Source organism: Streptomyces sp. NPDC057002, from assembly GCF_042673825.1.
In the GTDB taxonomy this organism is placed as follows: Bacteria; Actinomycetota; Actinomycetes; order Streptomycetales; family Streptomycetaceae; genus Streptomyces.
In genome coordinates this window covers 95047-111546 of the sequence record NZ_JBHURZ010000014.1, presented here as the reverse complement: position 1 = coordinate 111546, position 16500 = coordinate 95047, and the positions used below count along the sequence as shown (strand labels likewise).

Annotated in this window: 13 protein-coding genes; 7 read left to right on the top strand and 6 right to left on the bottom strand. The window is 71.7% G+C overall.

Features of this window, described 5'->3' with window-relative positions; genetic code table 11:
* Positions 1 to 119: 119 nt before the first annotated feature.
* The 5 genes from ACFT32_RS42955 to ACFT32_RS42935 are packed head-to-tail and all read right to left on the bottom strand — an operon-like array spanning position 120 to position 5787.
* The gene (locus ACFT32_RS42955; RefSeq protein WP_382500077.1) at positions 120 to 1430 is read right to left on the bottom strand and encodes a DUF58 domain-containing protein; all 1311 of its coding nucleotides are present in this window, start codon (positions 1428 to 1430) and stop codon (positions 120 to 122) included.
* Complete coding sequence (locus ACFT32_RS42950; protein ID WP_382500075.1) at positions 1430 to 2419, bottom strand: AAA family ATPase; 990 nt, start codon at positions 2417 to 2419, stop codon at positions 1430 to 1432. Before ACFT32_RS42950 ends, ACFT32_RS42955 begins: the two co-directional genes overlap by 1 nt.
* Positions 2419 to 3615 carry a DUF4350 domain-containing protein gene (locus tag ACFT32_RS42945; RefSeq protein WP_382500072.1) on the bottom strand — a complete coding sequence of 399 codons (1197 nt, stop codon included), beginning with the start codon at positions 3613 to 3615 and terminating at the stop codon, positions 2419 to 2421. The genes ACFT32_RS42950 and ACFT32_RS42945 overlap by 1 nt, the downstream gene beginning before the upstream one ends.
* Entirely contained in the window at positions 3612 to 4331 is a 720-nt protein-coding gene (locus ACFT32_RS42940) for a DUF4129 domain-containing protein (RefSeq protein ID WP_382500070.1), read from the bottom strand. Before ACFT32_RS42940 ends, ACFT32_RS42945 begins: the two co-directional genes overlap by 4 nt.
* Positions 4332 to 4383: 52 nt before the next feature.
* Positions 4384 to 5787 carry a glycerophosphoryl diester phosphodiesterase membrane domain-containing protein gene (locus tag ACFT32_RS42935; protein ID WP_382500068.1) on the bottom strand — a complete coding sequence of 468 codons (1404 nt, stop codon included), beginning with the start codon at positions 5785 to 5787 and terminating at the stop codon, positions 4384 to 4386.
* Positions 5788 to 5927: 140 nt separating this feature from the next.
* Between ACFT32_RS42935 and mtnA the strand changes: the two genes are divergently transcribed.
* The 7 genes from mtnA (at position 5928) to ACFT32_RS42900 (ending at position 15155) form a co-directional block, all read left to right on the top strand.
* The gene (gene mtnA, locus ACFT32_RS42930; RefSeq protein WP_382500066.1) at positions 5928 to 7079 is read left to right on the top strand and encodes an S-methyl-5-thioribose-1-phosphate isomerase; all 1152 of its coding nucleotides are present in this window, start codon (positions 5928 to 5930) and stop codon (positions 7077 to 7079) included.
* 200 nt (positions 7080 to 7279) lie between these two features.
* A complete protein-coding gene (gene mtrA, locus ACFT32_RS42925) occupies positions 7280 to 7969 on the top strand; it encodes a two-component system response regulator MtrA (RefSeq protein WP_009188938.1) in 690 nt (229 codons plus the stop codon).
* 1 nt (position 7970) lies between these two features.
* Positions 7971 to 10238 (top strand): MtrAB system histidine kinase MtrB, encoded by a 2268-nt coding sequence (gene mtrB, locus ACFT32_RS42920; protein ID WP_382500064.1) that lies wholly within the window; start codon positions 7971 to 7973, stop codon positions 10236 to 10238.
* Positions 10228 to 12060, top strand: coding sequence for an LpqB family beta-propeller domain-containing protein (locus ACFT32_RS42915; RefSeq protein ID WP_382500062.1), 1833 nt, complete (start codon positions 10228 to 10230; stop codon positions 12058 to 12060). The genes mtrB and ACFT32_RS42915 overlap by 11 nt, the downstream gene beginning before the upstream one ends.
* Before the next feature lie 240 nt (positions 12061 to 12300).
* Entirely contained in the window at positions 12301 to 13194 is an 894-nt protein-coding gene (locus ACFT32_RS42910; RefSeq protein ID WP_382500060.1) for a ComF family protein, read from the top strand.
* 313 nt (positions 13195 to 13507) lie between these two features.
* Positions 13508 to 14203, top strand: a complete 696-nt coding sequence (gene hpf, locus ACFT32_RS42905) for a ribosome hibernation-promoting factor, HPF/YfiA family (RefSeq protein WP_382500058.1) — start codon at positions 13508 to 13510, stop codon at positions 14201 to 14203.
* 205 nt (positions 14204 to 14408) lie between these two features.
* Complete coding sequence (locus ACFT32_RS42900; RefSeq protein ID WP_382500055.1) at positions 14409 to 15155, top strand: response regulator; 747 nt, start codon at positions 14409 to 14411, stop codon at positions 15153 to 15155.
* A gap of 41 nt (positions 15156 to 15196) precedes the next feature.
* Here the strand turns inward: ACFT32_RS42900 and ACFT32_RS42895 are convergent, their stop codons facing one another.
* The gene (locus ACFT32_RS42895; protein ID WP_382500053.1) at positions 15197 to 16369 is read right to left on the bottom strand and encodes a winged helix-turn-helix domain-containing protein; all 1173 of its coding nucleotides are present in this window, start codon (positions 16367 to 16369) and stop codon (positions 15197 to 15199) included.
* Positions 16370 to 16500 lie beyond the last annotated feature (131 nt).

Genomic DNA, 16500 nt, shown 5'->3' with positions numbered 1-16500 from the left:
GGTACTGCAGGGGGGACCCTGTGGGAGAGTAGGACGCCGCCGAACAAATATTGAGAAAACCCCCGCATCTTCGGATGCGGGGGTTTTCTGCGTTTCAGGGCCCCGTGGGGCCTTGAATGTCATAGGCGTCCGGCCGCCTTCAATGCCAGGTACGCATCCGCGAGTGCCGGCGCCAGGTCGTCCGGTGTCGCGTCCACGACTGTGACGCCGTGGCGGCGCAGTTGTTCTGCCGTGCGGTGGCGTTCGGACTGGGACTGGGCTGCCGCTGCGGCCTCGTAGACGGCGTCGGTGTTTCCGCGTGCTGTGGCCATTTCGGTGATGTGCGGGTCTGCCACCGATGCCAGTAGGACTGTGTGGCGCTGGGTGAGCTGGGAGAGAACCGGGAGCAGGCCTTCTTCGATGGGGGCCGTGTCCAGGGTGGTGAGCAGGACGATCAGGGAGCGGCGGGGGGATGTACGGAGGGCGGTGGCGGTGAGGCCTCGGGCGTCCGTTTCCACGAGCTCCGGCTCCAGCGTGGCCATCGCGTTGACCAGGGACGGAAGGACGTCGCCTGCGGTGCGGCCCTGGACGAGGGCGCGGACCCTGCGGTCGTAGGCGAGGAGGTCGACGCGGTCGCCGGCTCGGGACGCGAGGGCCCCGAGGAGGAGGGCCGCGTCCATGGAGGCGTCGAGGCGGGGTGCGTCGCCCACGCGGCCTGCCGAGGTGCGGCCGGTGTCGAGGACCAGGAGGATGTGGCGGTCGCGTTCGGGGCGCCAGGTGCGTACGGCGACCGTGGTCTGGCGGGCTGTGGCGCGCCAGTCGATCGAACGGGTGTCGTCGCCGGGGACGTACTCGCGGAGGCTGTCGAATTCGGTGCCCTCGCCGCGGGTGAGCACGCTGGTGCGGCCGTCCAGTTCGCGGAGGCGGGCCAGTTTTGAGGGCAGGTGCTTGCGGCTGGTGAACGGGGGCAGGACGCGAACCGTCCAAGGGACCTTGTGGGTGCCCTGGCGGGAGAAGAGGCCGAGGGGGCCGTAGGAACGGATGGTGACCCGGTCGGCTTCGCGGTCGCCTCGGCGGGTGGGGCGGAGGCGGGTCGTCACGCGTCGGCGTTCGCCTGCGGGGACGGTGAGGCGGTGTCGGGAGGCCGTCGTTTCCGTGCCCGGCTGCCAGCTGCTGGGAGGCCAGGCGTCGCGCAGGTGGGCGCGGAGTGGGCGGCGGGACGGGTTGGTGATTGTGAGGGTGACGTCTGCTGTGTCTCCGAGGCGTACCGAGGTGTCGCCGGAGTGGGTCAGGCCCAGGCGTCGTACGGGCGCGGCCAGCGCGAAGTCGCAGGCGCAGGCCACGGCCAGGGGTGCGTTGACTGCCAGGATGCCCGTCCAGCCGGGTGCCCAGATGCCGACGGGGAGGGAGCCCAGGGCCGCGAGGAGGGCGGCGCGTCCGGTGAGTGCCATCAGCGGGGGACGGGGACGTGGGTGAGGATCGCGTTGATGACGGAGTCGGCTGTCACGCCTTCCATTTCGGCCTCCGGGCGGAGTTGTACGCGGTGGCGGAGGGTGGGGAGGGCCAGGGCCTTCACGTCGTCCGGGATGACGTAGTCGCGGCCGGTCAGCCAGGCCCAGGCGCGGGCGGTGGCCAGGAGGGCCGTGGCGCCTCGGGGGGAGACGCCGAGGGTGAGAGAGGGCGACTCGCGGGTGGCGCGGCAGATGTCGACGACGTAGCCGGTGATCTCCGGGGAGATGGTCGTCTTGGCGACCGCCGCGCGAGCTGCCTCCAGGTCGGCGGGGCCCGCTACGGGGCGTACGCCGGCGGCGTGGAGGTCGCGTGGGTTGAAGCCCTCGGCGTGGCGGGTGAGGACGTCGATCTCGTCCTGGCGGGAGGGGAGGGGGATGGTGAGTTTGAGGAGGAAGCGGTCCAGCTGGGCTTCCGGGAGGGGGTAGGTGCCTTCGTACTCGACCGGGTTCTGGGTCGCTGCGACCAGGAACGGGTCGGGGAGGAGGCGAGGGGTGCCGTCGACCGTGACCTGGCGTTCCTCCATGGCTTCCAGGAGGGACGACTGGGTCTTGGGGGGCGTGCGGTTGATCTCGTCCGCGAGGAGGAGGTTGGTGAAGACCGGGCCGGGCTGGAAGGAGAACTCGGCGCTGCGGGTGTCGTAGACCAGGGAGCCGGTCACGTCGCTCGGCATCAGGTCGGGGGTGAACTGGACGCGTTTGGTCTCGAGTTCGAGGGCCGAGGCGAGGGCGCGGACCAGGAGGGTCTTGGCGACGCCGGGGACGCCTTCGAGGAGGACGTGGCCGCGGCAGAGCAGGGCGACGACGAGGCCGGTCACGGCGGGGTCCTGGCCGACCACGGCCTTGGCGATCTCGGCGCGCAGGGCCTCCAGGGCGGCTCGGGCGGTGCCCGGGTCCCCGGTCTGCCCGGCGTTGTCAGTGGTCGGGTCCATCATGGACGGCGTACCTCTCTTTCGAGGGCGTCGAGTCGGTCGGCGAGTGCGATGAGTGCCGCGTCGTCGCTGGGCGGTGGTCCGAAGAGGAGTGCGTGCAGGTCCTGTCCGTCGCCGTGGAGTTGGGCGGACAGGGCGGGGAGCAGGGCCTCGGCCGTGTGCGCCTGGGTGACGGGGACGCCTGTGAGGGGGGCGAGGCGGGTGCGGGTCGTGGAGCGAAGAGCGTTTGCCGCGCGGTCGCGGGCGTCGGCCTTGCGGTAGAGGCGGGCGCGGCCTTCGGCGGTTTCGGAGGCGCGGATCGCGACGGGGAGTTTTTCGGGCACAAGGGGGCCGAGCCGGCGTGCCCGCCAGAGGGCGGCCAGGGCTGCGGCGATGAAGAGTTGCAGAGTGCCCCAGAGCCAGCCCGAGGGGAGCAGGTCGAAGAAGCCGCGTTCGTCGTCGGGCGCGGTGGCCGACGTGTCGGAGAGCGAGGGGAGGTACCAGACCAGATGGGGGCGGGAGCCGAGGAGTTGGAGGGCGAGCGAGGCGTTGCCCTGCTGGTCGAGGCGGTCGTTGAGGAGGATGTCGGGTGCGCCGAGGGCGACGGTGTCGCCGTTCCCGGTCGGGTCCGGGATGCGCAGCAGGGTGGCCAGGCGCTCGCTGGGGTAGCACTGGTCGGCGTCGAGGTGGGTGGTGGTGTAGCGGACGCCGCCCGTGTCGGCGGTGCCCGCGCGCTGGGCGGCGGGCAGGTCGCAGTCGGGGGCGAGCGTCGAGTCGAGGCTGGTGGCGGGGTCGGCGGTGACGCCGGGGGCGAGCCGTTCGACGGAGGCGCTGCCGGAGGCGACCAGGACGGTTCGGCCGCCGGAGCCGGCGAACGAGTCGTGCAGACGGGACTGCTGACTTCGGGTCAGCAGGTCGGGGGCGGCGACCAGGAGGGTCGTGTCCGGGCCGGATGCGGCGGCTGCCTCGTCCAGGGTGGTCACCACGCGGGTGTCCACCCCACGGTCGGCGAGGAGTTCGGCGACGGCGCGGCTGCCGCCCGGGTCGACGGAGCGCGGGTCGAGTTCGCCGTGCCGGGCGTCGGAGCGGATCACGGCGATGGCGATGGCTCCCGCGATGAGCAGCACGAGGGCGAGTGCGATACCGCGCGTGCGGGTCCACACCTGGCGGGCGGTGGGCGAGGCCGAGGTGGTCGGGAGCGTGGCCTCGGTGGTCATTCGGCGGCTCCCTGGCGGGTGTGGGGGGCCGTCTGGGCGCTGCTTGTGGCGAGCTGGGGCTTGGTGCGTTCCAGGTCGCGGTCGAGTTCGGCGATGCGGTGGTACGACTGCTCGGTCGCCGAGCGGCCGCCGTACGTCACGTCGTCGAAGTCCCGGGCGGCGGCGCGCAGTCGGTCGGTGTGGGCGGGCAGGGCCCGGCCGGCCTCGGCGGCGGCCTCGTCGGCGGTGCGGCCGGGGCGGACGTCGAGGAGTGCGCGTTCCTCCAGGGCGCGGACGAGGGCCCGCATGCGTTCCTGGACGGCCTGGTTCCAGTGGCCCTGGGCGGCGTGTGCCTCGGCGGCCGCGCGGTGGTCGGCGGCGCTGCGGGGGCGGTCGTCGAACAGGGCTGCGGACGAGGTGGGTTGGCGGCGCGGGGTGCCCAGGCGCCACCACAGGGCGCCCAGGACCGCGACGACGGCCAGGATGATGACGACCAGGCCGAGTGTGCCGCCGGGTGTCGCGGACGAGGCGGCGTTGAACAGTTTGTCGAGCCAGTCCCAGAAGGCGTCGAGGGCGCGCTGGAACAGGCTGGGGTCGTTCTCGTGGTACATCCCCTTGGACAGCTCGCGTCGGGCCGCCTCGCGCGCGGGGTCGCGTGGGGTGGTGAGGGGCGGCTCGTCGGTGGAGCGCGCCGACGACAGTACGGAGGTGTCGCCGGCGTGCAGCAGCGTCCGCATGGCGGTACGTGGCAGTGCCGTTGTGAGAGGTTCCCCCGCCCAGCTCACCGCATCAGCTCCCCGGGGTGGTGCCGGGGGCGTTGGCGCCGTAGCCCTGGACGCCTGCGGCGCGGGCCAGTTCGAGGTCGAGGGCCTCGCGGCGGATGCGCTGGTCGATGTAGAGGAGCACGGTGACGCCGGCCGTGATCGGGAAGGTGATCATGGAGCCGATCACCGCGCCGATGCCGCTGACGATGAGGAAGGTCCAGCCGAGGCCGGCGCCGCCGCTGTTGAGCCAGCCGGTCACGCCGTCGCCGCTGAGGGCCGCGGCGAGGAAGGTGAACGGGATGACGATGATCGAGGCGACGACGTTCGCGATGATCGTGGCGAGCAGCTGGATGCCGAAGATCCGCCACCAGGTGCCCTGGACCAGCTTCGTGGAGCGGCTCATGGCCTTCTTGATGCCCTGCTTCTCCAGCATGAGGGCGGGCGAGGCCAGGGAAAAGCGGATCATCAGCCAGAGGGCGACGATGCCGGCGCCGATGACGCCCAGGACAGTGAGGGCGACGCCCGGCCCGGTGCTCCCGGAGGCGGTGATGAGAATGCCGGGCAGGGTGCCCACGGTGACGATGCCGGCGGTGATGAGCAGCAACAGGCAGATGAGGCCGAACAGTTTGGCGACCTGAGGGCGGGCGTCCCGCCAGGCCTCGCCGATGGTCACCGACTTGCCGAGCACGGCGCGGCTGGTGACGGTGGTGAGCAGTGCGGTCGCGATGACGGTGCCGACCAGGGAGATCACGAAGACGACGCTGGAGTTGAGCAGGGCGTCGCTCATGGCGCGGCTCAGCTCGCTGAGGGTGGCGCTCGGGTCGTTGAGGGCTTCGGTGCTGGAGTCGTCCAGGACGAGGCCCTGGAACAGGACGACGATGATCTCGGTGAGGACCGCGACGGTCAGGGAGATGCCCAGGACGGTGCGCCAGTAGGTGCGCATGGTGGAGACGGCGCCGTCGAGGATCTCGCCCACGCCGAGCGGGCGGAGCGGGATGATGCCGGGCTTGGCGGCGGGCGGGGGGCCGCCCCAGCCGCTTCCCCAGCCGCCGTAGGGGCCAGGGCTGCCGGGGGCTCCGTATCCGCCGTGTCCGCCGGGGCCTGCGGGGCCGCCAGGGCCGTATCCGGCCGGGCCGTGGCCGCCGGGGGGCTGGGTGCCCCAGCCCGGGCCGGGTGGCGGGGGCGGGGGAGCCTGTCCGGGGACGGTCGGGCCGCTGGGGGCGGACCACTGGGCGGGTGGCGGCTGGTCCTTGGACCACTGTGGGCCGGGGCCCTGCGGGGCCTGGCCCGGCTGGGCCGCTTGGCCGGGCTGGTCCGCGGGCTGTGCGGGGCCGGGGCGGTCGGTGGGCTCGGCAGTACCGGACGAGTCCGGCTTCTGCCCGTCGGACGGGGCGGATCCGGGCGAGGCCCAGCCCGGAGTGTCGTTCATCGTCGCTCCTTCACGGTGCCCGTCCGCGGTCGCGGCGGCAGGTTGGCAGCCATCGTGCCATGGGGTGGTCTTGGAATGACCGGCCGCGGTATGGGCTGCGTACCTTCAATTGTCCGCTCGATTGGGGGCAGACTGACCGCATGGCTGATCAGTACGCGTACAGCGGCGATGACAAGCGGCCGACCGAGATCCCCGCGATCCGTTGGGAGGAGCCACCGGAAGGACCCGTTCTGGTCCTTCTCGACCAGACGAGGCTGCCGGCTGAGGAGGTCGAGCTGGTCTGTACGGACGCGTCCGCGCTGGTGGAGGCGATCGGCTCGCTCGCCGTGCGCGGGGCGCCGTTGCTCGGTATCGCGGGGGCGTACGGTGTCGCGCTCGCCGCCGTGCGGGGCTTCGACGTGGACGAGGCCGCGGCGGCGCTGGCGAGTGCCCGGCCGACCGCGGTGAACCTGGCCGTCGGTGTGCGCCGGGCGCACTCGGCGTATGAGGCGGCGCTCGCCAAGGGCGGTGATGTCAGGCAGGCGGCCTCGGCGGCGCTGGCCGCGGCGCGGCAGTTGCACCGGGAGGATGCCGAGGCCAGTGCGCGGATGGCCGAGCACGGGCTGACGCTGCTGGACGAGCTGCTGCCCGGCGGCGGGCACAGGGTCCTCACTCACTGCAACACCGGTTCGCTGGTGTCGGGCGGGGAGGGGACGGCGTTCGCGGTGGCGCTCGCGGCGCACAGGGTGGGCAGGCTGCGGCGGCTGTGGGTGGACGAGACACGTCCGTTGCTGCAGGGCGCTCGCCTGACGGCGTACGAGGCGGCGCGCAGCGGGATGGCGTACACGCTGCTCACCGACAACGCGGCGGGGTCGCTGTTCGCCGCCGGGGAGGTGGACGCGGTGCTGATCGGAGCGGACCGCATCACGGCGGACGGCTCGGTCGCGAACAAGGTGGGGAGCTATCCGCTGGCGGTGCTGGCGCGGTACCACCATGTGCCGTTCATCGTGGTGGCACCGGTGACAACGGTGGATCCGGACACCCCGGACGGGGCGTCCATCGAGGTCGAGCAGCGTCCTGGTCACGAGGTGACCGAGGTGGTGGCGCCGCAGGTGCCGGTGGCCGGTGCGCCGGAGGCGGGGGGTGGCATTCCCGTGGCGCCGCTGGGGACGCAGGCGTACAACCCGGCGTTCGATGTGACCCCGGCCGAGCTGGTGACGGCGATCGTCACGGAGGAGGGTGTGGTGTCGCCCGTGACGGCTGAGGCGCTCGCCGAGGTGTGTGCGCGGTCGCACAGGGTGACGGCGGGCTGAGCCGTACGGCTGCCGGGGTCTGCGCGGGGCGGGTGGGCTCCGGCGGCGGCGTCCCTCGCCCGTGTGCCTGGGCCCGGGCCTGCGGGCGTCGTCGAGATCAACTGTGGGCCGGCGAGGGCAGACAGTAGCGCTTGCTGCGACTATGGTCACTGGCCGGTGACCTACCTCACCACTGCCTTCGCCACTGTTATGAGAATGGGATGATGTCGTTTATGAAGGGACGAGTCCTTGTCGTCGACGACGACACCGCACTGGCCGAGATGCTCGGCATCGTGCTGCGTGGTGAGGGTTTTGAGCCGTCGTTCGTGGCCGACGGTGACAAGGCGCTGGCCGCTTTCCGTGAGGCCAAGCCCGATCTGGTGCTGCTGGACCTGATGCTGCCCGGCCGGGACGGCATCGAGGTGTGCCGTCTGATCAGGGCGGAGTCCGGGGTGCCGATCGTGATGCTCACGGCGAAGAGCGACACGGTCGACGTCGTGGTGGGCCTGGAGTCGGGTGCCGACGACTACATCGTGAAGCCGTTCAAGCCGAAGGAGCTGGTCGCCCGGATCCGGGCGCGGCTGCGGAGGTCGGAGGAGCCCGCTCCGGAGCAGCTGGCCATCGGTGACCTGGTCATCGACGTTGCCGGGCACTCCGTGAAGCGGGACGGGCAGTCGATCGCGCTGACGCCGCTGGAGTTCGACCTGCTGGTCGCGCTCGCGCGCAAGCCGTGGCAGGTGTTCACGCGCGAGGTGCTGCTGGAGCAGGTGTGGGGCTACCGGCACGCGGCGGACACGCGTCTGGTCAACGTGCATGTGCAGCGGCTGCGCTCCAAGGTCGAGAAGGACCCGGAGAAGCCGGAGATCGTGGTGACCGTCCGTGGCGTCGGGTACAAGGCAGGACCGAGCTGACATGTCCGGCGACAGTGCCGCTTCGGCGCCCGGACGGTCCGGGGCCCGCCCGGGGCGGCCTGTCGGGCGGAAGAAGGCGGGTTCCCGCTGGGGACGGTTCCTGGAGAGCGGGCTGCTGCTCCAGGGCGGGGTTCAGGGCAGTCCGGTCATCCGCCTGTTCATGCGGTGGGTGCGCCGGCCGCTGCTGCCCGTCATGCGGCTGTGGCGGCGCAACATCCAGCTCAAGGTCGTCGCCACAACGCTGTTGATGTCGTTGGGCGTGGTGCTGCTGCTGGGCTTCGTCGTCATCGGGCAGGTGCGCAACGGCCTGCTGGACGCCAAGGTGAAGGCGTCCCAGAGCCAGGCCACCGGCGGGTTCGCGGTGGCCAAGCAGCGGGCCGACGAGGCGGCGAGCGGGACCGGCGACGATGTCGCCACGGCGGACGGCCGTCCCGCGCAGAACGTCATCCAGTGGATGAGTGATCTGGTGTCCTCGCTGTCCAGCGGCGGGCAGGGCGCTTTTGACGTGGTCACGCTTCCGGCTTCCGACGCCGATGGTGCCGGCGGGCGCGGTCCGCGTGCCTCCGGTGAGGTGGACTGGAGCAAGAGCGTGCCCGCGGCGCTGCGGGAGCGGATCGGCAGCAGTACGGCGGCCGCGCAGAGCTACAGCAGGGTCATCTACAACAACGACACCAAGGACTCCCAGCCCGCTCTGGTCATCGGCAAGCAGGTCAACGACCCGAACGGCGATCCGTACCAGCTCTACTACCTCTTCCCGCTCACCCAGGAGGAGAAGTCACTGAGCCTGGTCAAGGGGACGCTGGCGACGGCCGGGCTGTTCGTCGTGGTGCTGCTCGGGGCCATCGCCTGGCTCGTGGTGCGCCAGGTCGTCACGCCGGTGCGGATGGCGGCGGGGATCGCCGAGCGGCTGTCGGCCGGGCGGCTTCAGGAACGTATGAAGGTCACCGGCGAGGACGACATCGCGCGGCTCGGCGAGGCTTTCAACAAGATGGCGCAGAACCTTCAGCTGAAGATCAGCCAGCTGGAGGACCTGTCGCGGATGCAGCGCCGGTTCGTGTCGGACGTGTCGCACGAGCTGCGTACGCCGCTGACGACCGTACGGATGGCGGCGGACGTCATCCATGAGGCGCGGGAGGACTTCGACCCGATCACCGCGCGGTCGGCGGAGCTGCTCGCCGACCAGCTGGACCGGTTCGAGTCGCTGCTCGCGGACCTGCTGGAGATCAGCCGTTTCGACGCGGGTGCCGCGGCGCTGGAGGCGGAGCCGATAGATCTCAGGGAGGTCGTGCGGCGGGTGGTCAGCGGGGCCGAGCCGCTCGCGGAGCGCAAGGGGACGCAGATCCGGGTGTCCGGAGACCAGCAGCCCGTCGTCGCCGAGGCCGACGCCCGGCGCGTGGAGCGCGTGCTGCGCAACCTCGTCGTGAACGCCGTGGAGCACGGCGAGGGCAGGGACGTCGTCGTCAAGCTCGCCGCGGCCGGCGGCGCGGTGGCCGTCGCGGTGCGGGACTACGGGGTCGGGCTGAAGCCGGGCGAGGCGACCCGGGTGTTCAGCCGCTTCTGGCGGGCCGACCCGGCACGCGCGCGTACCACGGGTGGTACGGGCCTGGGGCTGTCCATCGCCCTGGAGGACGCGCGGCTGCACGGAGGCTGGCTGCAGGCGTGGGGCGAGCCGGGCGGCGGCTCACAGTTCCGGCTGACGCTGCCCAGGACCGCGGACGAGCCGCTGCGGGGCTCCCCGATACCGCTGGAGCCCAAGGACTCGCGGCGCAACCGGGGGCTCGACGACGCGGGTCTGCCGTGCGGTGGCAGGGACGGTGAGAAGCGGGCGACCGTGCCGGCGCAGCCGGCGGGCGGTCCGGTGCCGCCGGGGCAGGCGCGGAACCCGATACCGCCTCGGGCGGGCACCGTGGCTCCTACGGCCGATCCGACGGCGCTGCCCGGCAACGGCGCGCGCGTGGTGCCGCGGCCCGCCTCGGGCACGCGGCGGCCGGACGATCCGACGGCGGCGGAGCAGTCGGGTCGTGGCGGGGATGCAGAGAGTTCGGCCGGCGCCGGCGGTGTGGGAGGGCCGGCGGGGGCGGATCGCGACGAGGCTGCGGGCGATCCGGCCGGAACGGCTGGTGACGGGGCCGGCGGTGATTCTGCGGGGGCGCCCCGGGAATCGGTTGTGAGCGGGCCGCGGGACAAGGACAACGGCTCCGCGGACTCGGGCAGGGAAGTCGAGCCAGGACACGCGGACAGGCAAGGGGAGGCATCTCGTGGGCGCTGACCGCGAGGGGCGCGGTCGGCGTACGCCCGCGCGCGTGATGGCGTACGCCGCGGGTGGCGTGCTGGTGCTGGCGGGGTGTGCCTCGATGCCGGACAGCGGGGATCTGCGGGGCGTGGAGTCCACCCCGCGCCAGGACAGCCAGGTGCGGGTGTTCGCCGTGCCGCCGGGGGAGGACGCGCCGCCGTCGGAGATCGTGCAGGGCTTCCTGGAGGCGCTCACCAGCGACGATCCGCACTACAAGACCGCGCGCCAGTACCTGACCGGCGAGGCCGCGAAGACCTGGCGGCCCGAGCTGTCCACCACGGTGCTCACGGACGGGCCGGGTGCCAAGGCCGAGGGTGCCGGCGGCCGGGAGGACACCGGCGAGATCTCGTACACGCTGACCGGCACCAAGGTGGCCACCGTGGACGCGCAGCAGTCGTACGCGCCGGCGACCGGGGCCTACGGCAGGACCGTGCACCTGACGCAGGACGAGAAGACGAAGCAGTGGCGGATCGACGTGCTGCCCCAAGGCGTCCTCATGGGCCAGTCGGACTTCCAGCGCAACTACATGTCCGTCAACAAGTACTACTTCGCCTCGAACACCATGGCGGCCGGGGCGAACACGCAGCCCACGGCGGTCGCCGACCCCGTCTACGTCCGCCGTCGCGTGGATCCCATGACGCAGATGGTGCGCTCCCTGCTCAACGGCCCCACGCGATGGCTCGGGCCCGTGGTCAGGTCGAGCGTCCCCACCGGTACGGCGCTGGCGAAGGATGCCGGAGCGCTGACGCCCGACGAGCGGAACAAGCTGACGGTCCCGCTCAACGACAAGGCCGCGGGCATCGGCACCAACAGGTGCCAGGAGATGGCCGCCCAGATGCTGTTCACGCTGCGCAACCTCAGCCCGGCGGTGGACGAGGTCGAGCTGCGGGCCGGCGGGTCCGAGCTGTGCTCGCTCACGCAGGAAGCGGCCGATGCGGCGGCCTTCCGGACCACGGCGCGCCACCCCGACTACCTGTACTTCGTCGACGCCAAGGACCGGCTCGTACGGATCCCGGCGGGCAGCAGCGACACCAAGCCGGACACGGCGCCGGGGGCGCTGGGCGAGGGTGACACGGCGCTGCGGTCGGTGGCGGTGTCGCGGGACGAGCACACCGCGGCCGGTGTCGGCCTCGACGGCAGGTCGCTGTACGTGGGGTCGCTGGTCTCGGGCGGTTCGCTGGGCGAGCCGGTGCTGCGCAGCCAGGGCCGGACCGAGGAGGACCGGCTGACGACGCCCAGCTGGGACGCGGACGACGGCCTGTGGGTGGCCGACCGCGACCCGGACGACCCCCGCCTGCTTCTGTTCCAGGAGGGCAAGGGCGATCCGCTGGAGGTGCGCACACCGCACCTGGACGGGCGGATCCAGTCCGTGCGGGTGGCCGCCGACGGGGTGCGGATCGCGCTCGTCGTGGAGAAGGGCGGCAAGAAGACCCTGCTCATCGGGCTGATCGAGCGGGAGGAGAAGGCGGGCGAGAAGCCGGCCGTCAGGGTGGTCGAACTTCGCTCCGCGACGCCGGAGTTGGAGGAGGTCACGGCCATGTCGTGGGCCGGGGACAGCCGGCTCGTGGTGGTCGGGCGCGAGCACGGGGGCGTGGAGCAGATGCGGTACGTACAGGTCGACGGCTCCACGCCGGACGTTCCGGCACCCGCGGCGCTGACCGGCGTCAAGGAGGTCACCGCCGCCGAGGACGACCGGCTGCCGCTGGTGGCGTACTCGGTGGACGGGATCGTCCGGCTGCCGTCGGGCGCGCAGTGGCAGAAGGTGACGGAGGGGACGGCGCCGGTCTATCCGGGGTGAGGCGTCCTGGTGGGGGTGCGAGGCGTTCTGGCGGGGGATGTGAAGCGTCCTGGTAGGGACGTGAGGTGTCCTGGTAGGGACGTGAGGTGTCCTGGTAGGGACGTGAGGTGTCCTGGTAGGGACGTGAGGTGTCCTGGCGGGGGTCGGTGAAAGCGGGCCGTCGGCCCGCCCCGCGCGTTGTCCACAGGTGGTTGTCCACAGGGGTGGCAGGGGGGCCTCGCTGTTGGCACAGTGGTGGACATGCGGGGGTGGTGGCAGGACCTCACCGACCTGGTGCTGCCGGGCGAGTGCGGGGGCTGCGGGGCGCCTCGGACCGTGCTGTGCTCGAAGTGCCGTGCGGTGCTGGGCGGAGCCGTGGCGCATCGGGTGCGGCCGGTGCCGGAGCCGCCGGGGCTGCCGGTGGTGCACGCGGCGGCACGGTACGCGGACGAGGTCCGGGCGACGCTGCTGGCCCACAAGGAACGGGGTGCTCTGGTACTCGCCGGTCCGCTCGGGGCTGCTCTGGCGGGAGCGGTACGGGCGGGGCTTTCAGAAGCGCGGAGAGGGGTGAGGGCCGGAGGGGCGTGGTCGCGGGGCACCGGGGCGCCTGTGCTGCTCGTGCCCGTTCCGTCCGGGCGGCGGGCCGTGCGGGCCCGGGGGCATGATCCGGCGCGGCGGATCGCGCTCGCGGCGGCGGGTGAGCTGCGGCGGAGCGGAGTGCCGGCCAGAGCGCTCGGCGTGCTGCGGCAGCGGCGGGCCGTGGCCGACCAGTCGGGGCTCAACTCCCGGCAGCGGCTGGACAATCTCGCGGGCGCGCTGGCGGTGGTGCCCGGTGGCGCCCGGCTGCTCTCGGAGGGCCCGGTCGTCCTTGTCGACGACGTGATGACCACGGGGGCGTCCCTGGCGGAAGCCGCGCGTGCCGTGCGGTCGGTGGTGGGGCTGGTTTCGAACGCTGCGGGGACTGGGCCCGTGTACAGGGGAGAGACCTGGGAAAGCAGAGAAGAACAGAATGTCGGAACAACGCGAGAGAGGACGGGCCGGTGGCCCGCCCGGCAGGGAATCACGGGCGCGGGCGGCGCCGGCGGAGTCGTTGACGTGGTGTGCGCGGCTGTGGTCGCGGCATCGCCGGACTCTTTCGAAATAAACCGGAACTGACTGAGAACTTGCGTCGTTGCAGGTAACGAGAGGGCCTATTCACCTGAACGGAGGTACGCCGCAGTAGAGGGTGACGACATCCGTCCGGGCGAGATATGTTCGGTTGAGAGGGAAAGCCGCAGGCCACACCTCTCAAAACCGAATGCCGTGCTGCGGGTTTTTCTTCATCACTCGCGACGGTGGAGTGGAGATCTCGCTCACGGGGGAGGAGGTGGAAGTCACCGAGTGTCCGAGGTTCCGGGCCTCACCGGAACCTGGTGCAAAAGGGAGATGCTCCGCACCGAAGCGGAGTGATCCGGGAACGGAGTTCTGCGTGGACATCGTCGTCAAGGGCCGCAAGACCGAGGTGCCCGAGCGGTTCCGGAAGCACGTGGCCGAGAAGCTGAAGCTGGAGAAGATCCAGAAGCTCGATGGCAAGGTGATCAGCCTCGACGTCGAGGTGTCCAAGGAGCCCAACCCCCGGCAGGCCGACCGCTGTGACCGAGTGGAGATCACGCTCCGCTCCCGCGGTCCGGTGATCCGGGCGGAGGCAGCGGCGAGCGATCCGTACGCGGCGCTCGACCTGGCGGCGGAAAAGCTGGAAGCCCGGCTGCGCAGGCAACACGACAAGCGGTTCTCGCGCCGTGGCTCGCGCCGGATCCCGGCCGCCGAGGTCGCCGATCACGTCCCGGGCGTGGCGACGCTCAACGGCAACGGCCTGGTGCCGACTCCGGAGGAAGAGCCGGACGCCGTGCCCACGAAGAAGATCGGCTCGCTGGAGGTACAGGGTGACGGCCCCATCGTCGTCCGCGAGAAGACCCACGTCGCAGCGCCCATGACCCTCGACCAGGCTCTCTACGAGATGGAGCTGGTCGGGCACGACTTCTACTTGTTCGTCGACTCCGAGACCAAGGAACCGAGTGTCGTCTACCGACGGCACGCCTACGACTACGGCGTGATCCACCTCAGCACGGACACGATGGTCACGCAGGTGCACGCCCCCGATGCGGGCGGTGCGCTCGGCGGCTGACCGTGCCGGGCGACAGCGGAGCAGGTGCCCCTGGAGCGCGTGTGCGCCCCCAGGGGCACCCCTGTGCGACCACTGCGCGCCCCGCTCGGTCGCCCCGGTGCCGTCCGGGCATGAAATCATGGTGGCCACGACCCAACCGGTGGGTCGTTGCTCTGGGTTGGCGATGGCTCAGGACCTCAGGCCACAGCCTTCAGGGGGAGGAACGATGGCGGACAGCTTCGGACCGATGCGTGACGAGGATGCCGACGACGGCGTCGTCGGCATGGGCCCGGACACGGGCTCTCCACGCAAGGAACCGATCAGAGTCCTTGTGGTGGACGACCACGCCCTGTTCCGCCGTGGCCTGGAGATCGTGCTCGCGGCCGAGGAGGACATCCAGGTCATCGGGGAGGCCGGTGACGGCGCCGAGGCCGTCGAGAAGGCCGCCGACCTGCTGCCCGACATCGTCCTGATGGACGTGCGGATGCCCAAGCGGGGCGGGATCGAGGCGTGCACCTCCATCAAGGAAGTCGCGCCCAGCGCCAAGATCATCATGCTGACGATCAGCGACGAGGAAGCCGATCTCTACGACGCCATCAAGGCGGGTGCGACCGGCTATCTCCTCAAGGAGATCTCGACGGACGAGGTGGCCACCGCCATTCGCGCGGTGGCCGACGGGCAGTCGCAGATCAGCCCGTCCATGGCGTCGAAGCTGCTCACCGAGTTCAAGTCGATGATCCAGCGTACGGACGAGCGTCGGCTGGTGCCCGCGCCGCGGCTGACGGACCGCGAACTCGAAGTCCTCAAACTCGTCGCGACGGGGATGAACAACCGTGACATCGCCAAGGAGTTGTTCATCTCCGAGAACACCGTGAAGAACCATGTGCGCAACATCCTGGAGAAGCTGCAGCTGCACTCCAGGATGGAGGCGGTGGTGTACGCGATGCGGGAGAAGATTCTCGAGATCCGGTGAATCGGTGAAACGGTGATCCGCTGGAGCTCAGCCCATAGAGCTCAGCCCAGGATGCGGGCGATCTCCTTCGCGAGGGGCTCGCGCAGGGCCGGGGTGTCGACCCGCTCCACGCGCACGTCCGTGCAGTCCACCCAGGTCGCCGCCTCGGCCAAGGCCTGGGCGACGGCCGGGACCGCCTTCGGGCCGTCGAGCGTGACCTGCCTGGCCACCAGCGTGCCGCCCTCGCGGGCCGGGTCCACGCGGCCGACGAGCCGGCCGCCGGCCAGCACCGGCATCGCGAAGTAGCCGTGCACCCGCTTCTGCTTGGGGACGTAGGCCTCCAGGCGGTGGGTGAAGCCGAAGATCCGCTCCGTGCGCGCCCGCTCCCAGATCAGGGAGTCGAAGGGCGACAGGAGGGTGGTGCGGTGGCGGCCGCGCGGAGGTGTCTCCAGGGCCGCGGGGTCGGCCCAGGCCGGCTTGGACCAGCCCTCGACCGAGACCGGGACCAGGCCCGAGTCGGCGATCACCGCGTCGACCTGTTCGCCCTTGAGGCGGTGGTAGTCGGCGATGTCCGCGCGGGTGCCGACGCCGAGGGACTGGCCCGCCAGACGGACCAGGCGGCGCACGCACTCGGTGTCGTCGAGTTCGTCGTGCAGCAGGGGGCCCGGGACGGCGCGCTCGGCAAGGTCGTAGAGGCGCTTCCAGCCGCGGCGCTCCACGCAGACCACCTCGCCGTACATCAGGGCGCGTTCGACGGCGACCTTAGTGCCGGACCAGTCCCACCAGTCGTTCGTCTTCTTAGCGCCGCCCAACTCCGTCGCGGTGAGGGGGCCTTCGGAGCGGAGCTGCTTGATGACCTGGTCGTAGACACCGTCCGGGAGATCGTGGTTCCAGTGCGGGCGGTTCCGGTAGGCGCGGCGGCGGAAGGCGAAGTGGGGCCACTCCTCGATGGGGAGGATGCACGCCGCGTGAGACCAGTACTCGAAGGCGTGCGTGTCCTTCCAATACGCGTTCTCGACTGTCTTTCGGCCTACCGCGCCCAGGCGGGCGTACGGGATGAGCTCGTGGGAGCGGGCCAGGACCGAGATGGTGTCGAGCTGTATCGCGCCCAGGTGGCGGAGGATGCCGCGGACGCCGGAGCGGCGGTCCGGGGCGCCGAGGAAGCCTTGGGCGCGGAGCGCCAGTCGCCGGGCTTCGTCTGCGGAGAGCTGTGCGGCGGGGGGCGGGGTGGTCATGGGTCCGCACGATAGGGGGTGGGACTGACAGAGGGGCGTGACCTGCGGGGTTGGGTGTCTGGTGCTGGGCGTTGCGGCTGGGGTGGGGGCGTTCCGCAGCCCGGCGGAGCGGGGTGCCGCTGCGCCCACCT

Bases quoted from the DNA above. Each gene is read 5' to 3' on its own strand.
- mtrA (WP_009188938.1), top strand. From the start codon at position 7,280: ATGATGTCGTTTATGAAGGGACGAGTCCTTGTCGTCGACGACGACACC.
- ACFT32_RS42910 (WP_382500060.1), top strand. From the start codon at position 12,301: ATGCGGGGGTGGTGGCAGGACCTCACCGACCTGGTGCTGCCGGGCGAG.
- ACFT32_RS42945 (WP_382500072.1), bottom strand. From the start codon at position 3,615: ATGACCACCGAGGCCACGCTCCCGACCACCTCGGCCTCGCCCACCGCC.
- ACFT32_RS42895 (WP_382500053.1), bottom strand. From the start codon at position 16,369: ATGACCACCCCGCCCCCCGCCGCACAGCTCTCCGCAGACGAAGCCCGG.
- mtrB (WP_382500064.1), top strand. From the start codon at position 7,971: ATGTCCGGCGACAGTGCCGCTTCGGCGCCCGGACGGTCCGGGGCCCGC.
- ACFT32_RS42955 (WP_382500077.1), bottom strand. From the start codon at position 1,430: ATGGCACTCACCGGACGCGCCGCCCTCCTCGCGGCCCTGGGCTCCCTC.
- ACFT32_RS42935 (WP_382500068.1), bottom strand. From the start codon at position 5,787: ATGAACGACACTCCGGGCTGGGCCTCGCCCGGATCCGCCCCGTCCGAC.
- ACFT32_RS42940 (WP_382500070.1), bottom strand. From the start codon at position 4,331: ATGCGGACGCTGCTGCACGCCGGCGACACCTCCGTACTGTCGTCGGCG.
- ACFT32_RS42950 (WP_382500075.1), bottom strand. From the start codon at position 2,419: ATGGACCCGACCACTGACAACGCCGGGCAGACCGGGGACCCGGGCACC.
- mtnA (WP_382500066.1), top strand. From the start codon at position 5,928: ATGGCTGATCAGTACGCGTACAGCGGCGATGACAAGCGGCCGACCGAG.
- ACFT32_RS42900 (WP_382500055.1), top strand. From the start codon at position 14,409: ATGGCGGACAGCTTCGGACCGATGCGTGACGAGGATGCCGACGACGGC.